Origin of the sequence: Roseivivax isoporae LMG 25204, from assembly GCF_000521865.1 — a bacterium.
GTDB classification, from domain to species: Bacteria; Pseudomonadota; Alphaproteobacteria; order Rhodobacterales; family Rhodobacteraceae; genus Roseivivax; species Roseivivax isoporae.
Genome location: NZ_JAME01000028.1, coordinates 1 through 12,091, shown reverse-complemented (window position 1 = coordinate 12,091; position 12,091 = coordinate 1). Strand labels below are relative to the sequence as shown.

Below are 12,091 nucleotides of genomic sequence, written 5' to 3'. Positions count from 1 at the left end.
GCTCAGACCTCCTCGAGTTCCACGAGACAGCCGTTGAAGTCCTTGGGGTGCAGGAACAGCACCGGCTTGCCGTGCGCGCCGATCTTCGGCTCGCCGGTGCCGAGCACGCGCGCGCCCTGAGCCTGCAGGTTGTCGCGGGCGGCGATGATGTCCTCGACCTCGTAGCAGATGTGGTGGATCCCGCCCGACGGGTTCTTCTGCAGGAAGCCCGCGATGGGGCTGTCCGCGCCCAGGGGATGCAAGAGCTCGATCTTGGTGTTCGGGAGCGTGATGAACACGACCGTGACGCCGTGGTCGGGCTCGGCCTGCGGCGCGCCCACCTCGGCGCCGAGCGCGTCGCGGTACTGCGCGGCGGCGGCATCGAGATCGGGAACCGCGATGGCGACATGGTTCAGGCGGCCGATCATGCTGGCATCTCCTCTCCGGATCCGGGGCGCTGTGCATTTGGACCCGCCCGGGGCCCGAGCGCAAGGGTGCGGGCCTGCGGCCATTAACCGCCCGTTAGACACGTCCGTGCAGGATCGATTCCAGAGGGAACGCTTTCGGTTCAGGAGGAACTGATGACGGGTGTGCACGAACTGGAAACCGCCTTGCGCCCGACCGCCACGCGGCCGCTCCTGGGCCTGACCGTCCTGGTGGTGGAGGACAGCCGCTATGCCTGCGACGCGCTGCGGCTGATGTGCCTGCGCAGCGGCGCCCGCATCCGGCGCGCGGATTCGCTGGCGGCGGCGCGGCGGCACCTGCAGGTCTACCGGCCCTCGGCGGCGGTGATCGACCTCGGCCTGCCCGACGGGTCGGGAACCGAACTGATCGCCGAGCTGTCGCTCTGCTCGCCGCGGGTGCGGGTGATCCTCGCCACCTCGGGCGACCCGTCGACCGAGGCGTCTGCGCTCGCGGCGGGCGCCGACAGCTTCCTGTCAAAACCCGTGGGATCGGTCTGGGCGTTCCAGTCGGCGATCCTGACCCACCTGCCGTCGGAATGGCGTCCGCGCGGCGGCTGCGCGGTCTCGACGGACCCGATCCCGGGCGACCCCGTCGCCTACCGCGACGACCTGGCCCACGCGGCGCAGGTGCTGGAGGCCGCGCAGGAGCCCGCGGCGCTCGACTACGTCGCGCGGTTCGTGTCGGGCGTGGCGCGCTGCGCGGGCGACCCTGCACTGACCGCCGCGGCCGATGCGCTGAGCGACGCGCTGGCGCTGGGCGAACCTGTGGCTCCGGCGCGCGACCGCATCGCGCGGCTTCTGCGCGACGGCTCGACCGCCCGGCTGGCGGTCTGAGCGACGCGATCCCGCATCCGGCGTTGCGATCCCCCCGTGCCGGCGTATATGTTCCCAGAACGTTCGCAAGAACGGGCGGTGACATTCGGCAAAGAATTGAGCAGTATCTCGGGCATGGGGCAGGACGCAGCACAACACCTGGCGGAGTTTCTCGGCGACGACCGCTTCGGCTGCGTCATGGCCGACCCGCCGTGGCGGTTCACCAACCGCACCGGCAAGGTCGCGCCGGAGCACAAGCGGCTCGCCCGCTATCCGACCATGACGCTCGACGATATCTGCGCGCTGCCGGTGGCCGACCACCTGGCGCAGACGGCGCATTGCTACCTCTGGGTGCCGAACGCGCTGCTGCCCGACGGGCTCCGGGTGCTGCAGGCGTGGGGGTTCGACTACAAGTCGAACATCGTCTGGCACAAGGTGCGCAAGGACGGCGGCTCGGACGGGCGCGGCGTGGGGTTCTACTTCCGCAACGTGACGGAACTGCTGCTCTTCGGCACGCGCGGGCCCAACGCGCGCACCGAGGCGGCGGGACGGCGGCAGGTGAACATGCTGCAGACCCGCAAGCGCGAGCATTCGCGCAAGCCGGACGAGCAGTACGCGCTGATCGAGAGCTGTTCGCGCGGGCCGTATCTCGAGCTCTTCGGCCGTGGCATCCGCGACGGCTGGACCGTCTGGGGCAACCAGGCCGACGCCGATTACAAGCCGTCGTGGAAGACCTACGCCTACAATTCCGGCATGGCGGCCGAGTAACCCCTCAGCGCGAGAAGAGGTCGGGCGCGGGCGGGGCGGGCGGCGGCTCGGGCGCGTCGGTCAGCACGCTGTCGGGCAGACCGATCAGGATCAGCGGACAGGGATTGCCGACGCCGCGGGCGATGCGGCTCTCGAGCTTGGCCCAGTGGGTCGAGGCGGGCCCGTATTTCGAGGCGACGAAGGCCTTGGCGAAGGCCTCGGGGAAGGGCGTGCCGCGGGCCACCGCGCGCGCCACGGTCGCGGCCTGCGCGCGCGTCCGCTCGGCGATGTTGAGCCGGTCGAGATCGGCCTCGGAGGTCAGGCCCTCCGCCTTCATCCAGGCGGTGATGCGCGGCAGGAAGGCGTCCTGCATCGACGCGCCGCGCGTGACGATGACCCCGACCGAGATCGCCGAGAGCGCGTGCAGCCGCTGGAAGTTCTCGAGGTCCCGGTCGAAGAACGGGTCCTTGTTGTTCCACTCGATCTCGAGCGCGAGGCTGCCCGCGCGGGCGAACCTCACATGGTCGACCTCGTGGCTGATCGCGTCGCGCTCGGTCCCGTCGACCACGGTACGGATCGAGAAGGCGTGCTTTTCCCACCCGCTCGCGGCCAGGCGGTGACGCAGCCGCTGGGTCTGCCCGGCCTCGCCGCCGCCGCCGCCCACGAGTTCCGTCAGCGTGATGCGATGGGACAGGAGGGCGGCCACAAGCTCGGCCGTCTCGCCGGGAAAGTCGTGGGCGAGGATCGCCTCGGCATGGTTGCGGGCGAGCACGTCGAAGCCCGCCCGGCGCAGGTCGTCCAGCATCGCGTCCTGCGCCGCGCCGCCGGTCATTCCTGCGGCAGGACCCTCAGGCGCAGTTCCATCAGCTGCTCGGCCGAGGGATACGAGGGAGCGCCCATCATCAGGTCCTCGGCGCGCTGGTTCATGGGGAACATGATCACCTCGCGGATGTTCTGCTCGTCCGCGAGCAGCATCACGATGCGGTCGATGCCCGCCGCGCAGCCGCCATGCGGGGGCGCGCCGAAGCGGAACGCGTTGACCATGCCGCCGAAACGCCGGCGCACCTCGTCCGCGCCGTAGCCCGCGAGCTCGAACGCCTTGAACATGATGTCCGGGCGGTGGTTGCGGATCGCGCCCGACACGAGCTCGTAGCCGTTGCAGGCCAGGTCGTACTGGAAGCCCTTGACCGACAGCGGGTCGCCCGACAGCGCCTCGAGCCCGCCCTGCGGCATCGAGAACGGGTTGTGGCTGAAGTCGATCGCGCCCGATTCCTCGTCCTTCTCGTACATCGGGAAGTCGACGATCCAGGCAAAGGCGAAACGCTCGGTGTCGGTGAGCCCAAGTTCCTCGCCGATGGTCACGCGGGCGCGCGCGGCGACTCGCTCGAAGGACGCGGGCTTGCCGCCGAGGAAGAACGCCGCGTCGCCGACGCCGAGGCCCAGCTGCTGGCGGATCGCCTCGGTGCGCTCGGGGCCGATGTTCTTGGCCAGCGGACCCGCCGCCTCGGTCTCTCCGTTTGCGTCGCGCCAGAAGATGTAGCCCATGCCGGGCAGACCTTCCTTCTGGGCGAAGGCATTCATGCGGTCGCAGAACTTGCGGCTGCCGCCCCTGGGCGCCGGGATCGCGCGGATCTCGGTGCCGTCCTGTTCGAGGAGCTTGGCGAAGATCGCGAAACCCGAGTCGCGGAAATGGTCCGAGACCACCTGCATCTCGATCGGGTTCCTGAGATCGGGCTTGTCGGTGCCGTACTTGAGCAGCGCCTCGGCATAGGGGATCTGCGGCCAGCTCTCGGGGGCATCGACGCGGCGGCCGCCGCCGAACTCGTCGAAGACGCCGGCGATGACCGGGCCGATCGTGTCGAAGACGTCCTGCTGCTCGACGAAGCTCATCTCCATGTCCAGCTGGTAGAAGTCCGTGGGCGAGCGGTCGGCGCGCGGGTCCTCGTCGCGGAAGCAGGGCGCGATCTGGAAGTAGCGGTCGAAGCCCGACACCATGATCAGCTGCTTGAACTGCTGCGGCGCCTGCGGCAGCGCGTAGAACTTGCCCGGGTGCAGGCGCGACGGCACGAGGAAGTCGCGCGCGCCTTCGGGCGAGGACGCGGTGATGATCGGCGTCTGGTACTCGCGGAAGCCCGTGTCCCACATGCGCTGGCGGATGCCGCGCACGACGTCCGAGCGCAGCGTCATGTTGCGCTGCATCGCCTCGCGGCGCAGGTCGAGGTAGCGGTAGCGCAGGCGCGTCTCCTCGGGATATTCCTGATCGCCGAAGACGATGAGCGGCAGCTCCTCGGCGGGGCCCAGCACCTCGATGTCGCGGACATAGACCTCGATCTCGCCCGTCGGCAGCTTGGGGTTCACGAGGCTCTCGTCGCGCGCCTTGACCGTGCCGTCGATGCGGATGCACCATTCGGAACGCACCTTCTCGACCTGCGGAAAGACCGCGCTGTCGGGATCGCAGAGCACCTGCGTGATGCCGTAATGGTCGCGAAGGTCGATGAAGAGGATGCCGCCGTGGTCGCGGATGCGGTGCACCCAGCCCGACAGGCGGACCGTGTCACCGACGTTGCCGCGGCGCAGGTCTGCGCAGGTATGGCTCCTGAATGCATGCATGGCGAGAAGAACCCCTCGGGAGTGCCGGAAAGTTAGGCGCGGATACACCTGCCCACGGAGGGGAAGTCAAGCGCGGCCCCGCGCAATTTGTCGCAGGGGGCCTGCTGCACTAGGTTTTTCAGCCGGGGGATCGAGGCCGGTGCCGCGCGCCGGCGCAGCGATGGAGGTGTCGATGTGGGAAAACTTTCTGGACCGGGTTCTCAGGCGGATCGTCGTGGACGGGACGCTCACGGTGACCATGCCGGACGGCACTGTCCGCACCTACGGATCCGGCCACGGGATCGAATCGTCGGTCGCGCTGACCGACCCGGGCATCCTGCGCAGGCTCTGCCTGTCGCCGGTCCTGGCCCTGGGTGAGGGCTACATGGACGGCAGCATCGAGGTGCGGGAGGGCGGGCTCTACGATTTCGTGGCGCTCCTGGTACGCAACCGGGAGCGGCACGGGATGCCGGGCTGGTTCGCGCTGGGCCACAAGCTGCGCAACGCCGCGCGGCGCATGGTGCAGCGCAACACGCCGCTGTCGGCGCGGCGCAACGTGGCGCACCACTACGACATCTCGGATGACCTCTACCGGCTCTTCCTCGATGCGGACATGCAGTATTCCTGCGCCTACTTCGCGCGGCCGGACATGACGCTCGAGGAGGCGCAGGAGGCCAAGAAGGCGCACATCGCCCGCAAGCTGATGATCGAGCCGGGCATGCGCGTCCTCGACATCGGCTGCGGCTGGGGCGGCATGGCGCTGACGCTCGCGCGCGATTTCGGCGCGCACGTGACCGGGGTCACGCTGTCGTCGAACCAGCACCGCACCGCGACCGAGCGGGCGGCGGCCGAGGGGCTCTCGGGCCAGACCGATTTCCGCCTGAAGGATTACCGCGACGTGACCGACCGGTTCGACCGGATCGTCAGCGTGGGCATGCTGGAGCATGTGGGGCTCCCGCAGTTCCCGGTCTATTTCGGCAAGGTGCACGAATTGCTGCGCGACGACGGCGTGGCGCTGATCCACACGATCGGGCTGACCTCGCCACCGTCGCCGACCTCGCCCTGGATCGCCAAGTACATCTTCCCGGGCGGCTACGTGCCGGCCCTGTCGGAACTCGCGCGGCCGATCGAGGCGGCGGGGCTATGGACCGCGGATCTCGAAGTGCTGCGCGGCCATTACGGGCCGACCCTGCACCACTGGTCCCAGCGCTTCGAGGCGCAGGCGGACAAGGTCGAGAAGATGTACGATGCGCGCTTCGTGCGGATGTGGCGGTTCTACCTCGTCGCCTGCGAGATCGCGTTCGAGGAGCAGCGGCAGGCGGTCTTCCAGCTGCAGCTGTCGCGCCGGCAATACGCGGTGCCGACCACGCGCGACTACCTCTATCGGGGCGAAAGCCGGGAGGAATACGCGCAGGCGGCGCAGTAGCGCCGCCCCCGGCCGCGCGGCGTCAGATCGACAGGCAGAAGGTGCAGCTGTCGTGTCCGGCGCCGCAGCAGGTCACCTCGGAGCACAGGAAGTCCCGGTGTACGAGGCGCTGGAACATGTGCTCGAACATCGCGGTGTGGAAATGGCAGGCGGGCGCAGACGCCTCCGCCCCGCGTGTCAGCGGGTTGTTGAACAGCGCGAAGCGGCTGGTCGTCTGGATCGCGAAGAGCCCCGAGCCGCTGAACGCCCAGGCGTTCTGCCGCGCGAGCCGGCCCACGAGCCAGGCCGCGAGCGACCAGGGCATGTTCTGCAGCAGGAGCCGGGTCTCGGGCGTGATGCGCTCGCTCACCACCACCTCGGCGGCGACGCGGCCGGCGCGGTCGAGGATCTCGGGCGCGAGTGAGGGGACGTCGCCGCGGATCGTCTCGTGCAGGCGGGCGATCTTGCCCTCGGGCACGGGCGTGTCCTGCCGTGGCAGGGCGCGGAAGCCCGAGGTCTCGAAGATGCGGTCGCGCCGCTTGCTGCCGACCGCCGTCTCGAGGACCGCGTGCAGGGGGACCACGAGCGTCGCACTCATCATGCCGCCGCTGCGGGGGGTCCAGAAAAGGCCAGTCGACGTGACGCTCATTCGCGGTCGCGTAAGCTCCTCGTGTATGGCGCACTTTACAGCCAGACGGACCGGCGGTCCGCATGTCTTCATAGTTGGGCTTGAGTGTCAGGATTGAAAGGCGCAATAGACAGACGCCGTGTCAATTCTGATTGACATGCCCGGTCCTGAGGCGGTCTTCTGGGGGGATGCGGCCTTTTGCGGCGGATGCGCCGGACAGGCGTCCGGCGCGGGAGGGGATTCGGGGTTGAACCCCCTCCGACGTTGGCTATAACCCACGCCAATTTGCGTGCCGGAAGGCTCCGGCGCACTCCTTTTCCCGCACGTCCGCAGAGGTTTTCCATGCCCAGACGCACCGACATCTCCTCGATCATGATCATCGGGGCGGGGCCGATCATCATCGGGCAGGCCTGCGAATTCGACTATTCGGGCGCCCAGGCCTGCAAGGCGCTGCGCGAGGAGGGCTACCGCGTCATCCTCGTGAACTCGAATCCCGCGACGATCATGACCGACCCCGGGCTTGCCGACGCCACGTATATCGAGCCGATCACCCCCGACGTGGTTGCCCGCATCATCGAGAAGGAGCGACCCGACGCGCTGCTGCCGACCATGGGGGGGCAGACCGGCCTCAACACCGCGCTGAAGCTCGAGGAGATGGGGGTGCTCGCGAAATACGGCGTCGAGATGATCGGCGCCAACCGCGACGCCATCGAGATGGCCGAGGATCGCGCGCTCTTCCGCGAGGCGATGGACCGGATCGGGCTCGAGAACCCCAAGGCCACCATCGTCACCGCGCCGAAGAAGCCCGACGGCACGCCCGACCTCAAGGCCGGGGTGCAGGCGGCGCTGAAGGAGCTCGAGCATATCGGCCTGCCCGCGATCATCCGGCCGGCCTACACGCTCGGGGGCACCGGCGGCGGGGTCGCCTACAACCGCGAGGATTTCGAGCATTACTGCCGCTCCGGCATGGACGCCTCGCCGGTCAACCAGATCCTGATCGACGAGAGCCTCCTCGGGTGGAAGGAGTTCGAGATGGAGGTGGTCCGCGACCGCGCGGACAACGCCATCATCGTCTGCTCGATCGAGAACGTGGACCCGATGGGGGTGCATACGGGCGACTCGATTACCGTCGCGCCGGCGCTGACGCTGACCGACAAGGAATACCAGATCATGCGCAACGGCTCGATCGCCGTGCTGCGCGAGATCGGCGTCGAGACCGGCGGGTCGAACGTGCAGTGGGCGGTCAATCCTGAGGACGGCCGCATGGTGGTGATCGAGATGAACCCGCGGGTGTCGCGGTCCTCGGCGCTGGCGTCCAAGGCGACCGGGTTCCCGATCGCCAAGATCGCCGCAAAGCTTGCCGTGGGCTACACGCTCGACGAGCTCGACAACGACATCACCAAGGTCACGCCCGCGAGCTTCGAGCCGACGATCGACTACGTCGTGACGAAGATCCCGCGCTTCGCCTTCGAGAAGTTCCCCGGCGCGGAGCCGGTGCTGACCACCGCGATGAAGTCGGTGGGCGAGGCCATGGCGATCGGCCGGACCATCCACGAATCGCTGCAGAAGGCGCTCGCCTCGATGGAGACGGGGCTCTGCGGCTTCGACGAGGTCGAGGTGCCGGGGCTGACCGGCGAGCCGTCGGCCGACCGCGCGGCCTGCATCAAGGCGCTGTCGACGCCCACCCCGGACCGTCTGCGCACCGTGGCGCAGGCCATGCGGCACGGGCTGTCGGACGACGACATCTTCGCGGTGACGAAGTTCGACCCGTGGTTCCTGTCGCGCATCCGCGAGATCGTGGAGGCCGAGGAGGGCGTGCGCCGGAACGGCCTGCCCGCCGACGAGGAGGGCCTGCGCGCCCTCAAGATGATGGGCTTCACCGACGCGCGGCTGGCCGCGCTGACCGGGATGGACGAGACCGAGGTGCGCCGCGCCCGCCGCGCCCGCGGCGTCGTCGCCGTGTTCAAGCGGATCGACACCTGCGCCGCCGAGTTCGAGGCGCAGACCCCCTACATGTACTCCACCTACGAGGCGCCGATGATGGGCGAGGTGGAATGCGAGGCGCGCCCGTCGGGCGCGAAGAAGGTCGTGATCCTCGGCGGCGGGCCGAACCGGATCGGGCAGGGCATCGAGTTCGACTATTGCTGCTGCCACGCGTGCTTTGCGCTGACCGACGTGGGCTACGAGACCATCATGGTCAACTGCAATCCGGAGACCGTGTCGACCGACTACGACACGTCGGACCGGCTCTACTTCGAGCCGCTGACCTTCGAGCACGTGATGGAGATCCTGCGCGTGGAGCAGGAGGCCGGCACGCTGCACGGGGTGATCGTGCAGTTCGGCGGGCAGACGCCGCTCAAGCTCGCCAACGCGCTCGAGGCGGAGGGGATCCCGATCCTCGGGACCGCGCCCGACGCCATCGACCGCGCCGAGGACCGCGAGCGGTTCCAGGAGCTGGTGAACCGGCTGGGGCTGAAGCAGCCGAAGAACGGCATCGCCTCGACCGAGGCGCAGGCCATCGCCATCGCCGAGGAGATCGGCTTTCCGCTGGTGATCCGGCCGTCCTACGTGCTGGGCGGGCGCGCCATGGAGATCGTGCGCGATCCCGCGCATCTCGAGCGCTACATCCGCGATGCGGTGGTGGTGTCGGGCAAGAACCCCGTGCTGCTCGACAGCTACCTGTCGGGGGCGGTTGAGCTCGACGTCGACGCGATCTGCGACGGCACCTCGGTCCACGTGGCGGGCATCATGCAGCACATCGAGGAGGCGGGCGTGCATTCGGGCGACAGCGCCTGCTCGCTGCCGCCCTACTCGTTGCCGCGGGAGATCGTCGAGGAGGTCAAGCGGCAGTCCGAGGCGCTGGCGCTGGAGCTGGGCGTCGTCGGCCTGATGAACGTGCAGTTCGCGGTCAAGGACGGCATGGTCTACCTCATCGAGGTGAACCCGCGCGCCTCGCGCACCGTGCCCTTCGTCGCCAAGGCGACGGACAGCGCCATCGCGTCGATCGCCGCCCGGGTGATGGCGGGCGAGACGCTCGACGCCTTCCCGATGCGCGCGCCCTACCCCGCGAACACCGATTACGACACGGTGCTGCCGCTCGCCGATCCGCTGACGCTCGCGGACCCGGACATGCCGTGGTTCTCGGTCAAGGAGGCGGTGCTGCCCTTCGCGCGCTTCCCGGGCGTGGACACGATCCTCGGCCCCGAGATGCGGAGCACGGGCGAGGTGATGGGTTGGGACCGCTCGTTCCCGCGCGCCTTCCTCAAGGCGCAGATGGGGGCGGGCACACACCTGCCGGTGAAGGGCAAGGTGTTCCTGTCGATCAAGGACGCCGACAAGGGGCCGCTCCTGACCGAAATCGCGCAGCTCCTGGTGGGCCAGGGCTTCGAGATCGTGGCGACGGGCGGCACCGCGCGGTTCGTGCGCGCCGAGGGCCTGCCCTGCACAGAGGTCAAGAAGGTCTACGAGGGCCGGCCTAACATCGTCGACCTGATGAAGGACGGCGGCATCCAGCTGGTGATGAACACGACCGAAGGCTCTGCCGCGGTGTCGGACAGCCGCGAGATCCGCTCGGTCGCGCTCTACGACCGGATCCCCTATTTCACCACGCTGGCCGGCGCGCATGCCGCGGCGCTCGCCATGAAGGCGCGGGGCGAGGGGGAACTCGTGGTCAAGGCGCTGCAGGCCTGACCCGCGGCGCCGGGCGGCATCCCGGGGATGCGAGGGCGCTGCCCTCGCGCTCCCGGGATATTTCCGCCAAGAAGAAGGACAGGGGCGCCCCGGCGCGCGGCCTGTCGGCCGCCGGCGATCTGGGGTAAGAGACCCCGAACAACCGGCGCGAGGCGATCCCCATGAGCATTCCCAAACCCGTTGTCCTGACCATCCTCGACGGCTGGGGGCTGTCCGGGAGCGAGACGGCGAACGCGCCGGCGCTGGCGGACACGCCCGTGATGGACCGGCTGATGCGCACGTGCCCGCATGCGACGCTCGTGACCCACGGGCCGGACGTGGGCCTGCCCACCGGGCAGATGGGCAATTCGGAGGTGGGCCACACCAATATCGGCGCGGGTCGCGTGGTGGCGATGGATCTCGGGCAGATCGACCTCGCCATCGAGGACGGCTCGTTCTTCGAGAACGCCGCGATCCTCGACTTTGCCGACGTGGTGTCGGCCGCGGGCGGGCGCGCGCACCTCTTCGGCGTGGTGTCGGACGGGGGCGTGCACGGGCACATCCGGCACGTCCTGGCCGCCGCGCGGATGCTCGCGGAGCGCGGGCTCGAGGTGGTGGTGCACGCGATCACCGACGGGCGCGACGTCGCCCCCGACAGCGCGCCGGGCTTCATGGCGGAGCTGCTGGCGGGGCTGCCCGGACGGGCGCGGGTCGGCACGGTGATCGGGCGCTACTACGCCATGGACCGCGACACCCGCTGGGACCGGGTGCGCACGGCCTACGACGCGATCGTCTCGGGCGAGGGCGCCCATGCGGACGATGCGGGGGCAGCGGTGGCCGACGCGCACGCGGCGGGCAAGATGGACGAGTTCATCCCGGCGACGGTGATCGGCGACTACGCGGGCCTCGCCCCGGGCGACGGGCTCTTCTGCCTGAACTTCCGGGCCGACCGGGCGCGGGAGATCCTCGCGGCGCTGGGCGCGCCCGATTTCGACGGCTTCGACCGCGCCCGGCCGCAGCTCTCGGCGCTGCTCGGGATGGTGGAATATTCGCAGGCGCACGCCGCCTACATGACCACCGCCTATCCCAAGCGGGAGATCGTCAACACGCTGGGCTCGTGGGTGGCTCGGCACGGCCGGCGGCAGTTCCGGCTGGCGGAGACCGAGAAGTACCCGCACGTGACGTTCTTCCTCAACGGCGGGCGGGAGGCGCCGGAGGACGGCGAGGACCGGTTCATGCCGAAGAGCCCGGACGTGGCGACCTACGACCTCAAGCCCGAGATGAGCGCGCCCGAGGTGACCGACAAGCTGGTGGAGGCGATCGGCGCGGGCTACGACCTGATCGTGGTGAACTACGCCAACCCGGACATGGTGGGGCATACCGGCGACCTCGAGGCGGCGAAGCGCGCGTGCGAGGTGGTGGATGCGGGGCTCGGCCGCGCGCTCGACGCGCTCGAGGCGGCCGGGGGCGCGATGATCGTGACCGCGGATCACGGCAATTGCGACGTCATGGTCGATCCCGAGACCGGCGGGCCGCACACGGCGCACACGCTGAACCCGGTGCCGGTGATCCTCGTGGGCGGGCCCGAGGGAGCAACGCTGTCGGACGGGCGGCTGGCCGACCTCGCGCCGACGCTGCTCGCGCTCATGGGGCTCGCCCAGCCCGAGGAGATGACCGGGCGGAGCCTCCTGCGCGGATGAGGCGCGGGGCCCTCCTCGCGCTTGCGCTCTGGTGCGGCCTCGCGGCCTGCGCGGCGGCGGCGGAGGGCGCGGGCGCGGCGGCCCGCGCGGCGGCGGC

At 69.7% G+C, this 12,091-nt stretch carries 9 protein-coding genes; 5 read left to right on the top strand and 4 right to left on the bottom strand.

Going from position 1 to position 12,091, the window contains the following annotated elements; all coding sequences use genetic code 11:
* Window positions 1–2: 2 nt before the first annotated feature.
* Complete coding sequence (gene mce / locus RISW2_RS16485) at window positions 3–407, bottom strand: methylmalonyl-CoA epimerase (protein WP_043773268.1); 405 nt, start codon at window positions 405–407, stop codon at window positions 3–5.
* 153 nt (window positions 408–560) lie between these two features.
* Here mce and RISW2_RS16480 point away from each other — a divergent pair, with 153 nt between their 5' ends.
* A complete protein-coding gene (locus RISW2_RS16480; protein ID WP_051492113.1) occupies window positions 561–1,277 on the top strand; it encodes a response regulator in 717 nt (238 codons plus the stop codon).
* Between the two features lie 114 nt (window positions 1,278–1,391).
* Window positions 1,392–2,024: an MT-A70 family methyltransferase gene (locus RISW2_RS16475; RefSeq protein WP_043773266.1), complete on the top strand. Its 633-nt coding sequence runs from the start codon at window positions 1,392–1,394 to the stop codon at window positions 2,022–2,024.
* A gap of 4 nt (window positions 2,025–2,028) precedes the next feature.
* Here RISW2_RS16475 and RISW2_RS16470 read toward each other — a convergent pair whose 3' ends face one another.
* Window positions 2,029–2,835: a BglII/BstYI family type II restriction endonuclease gene (locus tag RISW2_RS16470; RefSeq protein WP_244437607.1), complete on the bottom strand. Its 807-nt coding sequence runs from the start codon at window positions 2,833–2,835 to the stop codon at window positions 2,029–2,031.
* Window positions 2,832–4,613 carry an aspartate--tRNA ligase gene (gene aspS / locus RISW2_RS16465; protein ID WP_043773258.1) on the bottom strand — a complete coding sequence of 594 codons (1,782 nt, stop codon included), beginning with the start codon at window positions 4,611–4,613 and terminating at the stop codon, window positions 2,832–2,834. Before aspS ends, RISW2_RS16470 begins: the two co-directional genes overlap by 4 nt.
* 172 nt (window positions 4,614–4,785) lie before the next feature.
* On the opposite strand from aspS, the gene RISW2_RS16460 reads away from it, so the two are divergent.
* Entirely contained in the window at window positions 4,786–6,018 is a 1,233-nt protein-coding gene (locus RISW2_RS16460; protein ID WP_043773367.1) for an SAM-dependent methyltransferase, read from the top strand.
* A 22-nt stretch (window positions 6,019–6,040) separates the two neighbouring features.
* Here the strand turns inward: RISW2_RS16460 and bchJ are convergent, their stop codons facing one another.
* Window positions 6,041–6,598 carry a bacteriochlorophyll 4-vinyl reductase gene (gene bchJ, locus RISW2_RS16455; RefSeq protein WP_162164338.1) on the bottom strand — a complete coding sequence of 186 codons (558 nt, stop codon included), beginning with the start codon at window positions 6,596–6,598 and terminating at the stop codon, window positions 6,041–6,043.
* A 369-nt stretch (window positions 6,599–6,967) separates the two neighbouring features.
* Here bchJ and carB point away from each other — a divergent pair, with 369 nt between their 5' ends.
* Window positions 6,968–10,315, top strand: a complete 3,348-nt coding sequence (gene carB / locus RISW2_RS16450; protein WP_043773254.1) for a carbamoyl-phosphate synthase large subunit — start codon at window positions 6,968–6,970, stop codon at window positions 10,313–10,315.
* Window positions 10,316–10,476: 161 nt separating this feature from the next.
* On the top strand, window positions 10,477–11,994 hold the full coding sequence (gpmI, locus tag RISW2_RS16445; RefSeq protein WP_043773252.1) for a 2,3-bisphosphoglycerate-independent phosphoglycerate mutase: 1,518 nt from the start codon (window positions 10,477–10,479) through the stop codon (window positions 11,992–11,994).
* Window positions 11,995–12,091: the final 97 nt, after the last annotated feature.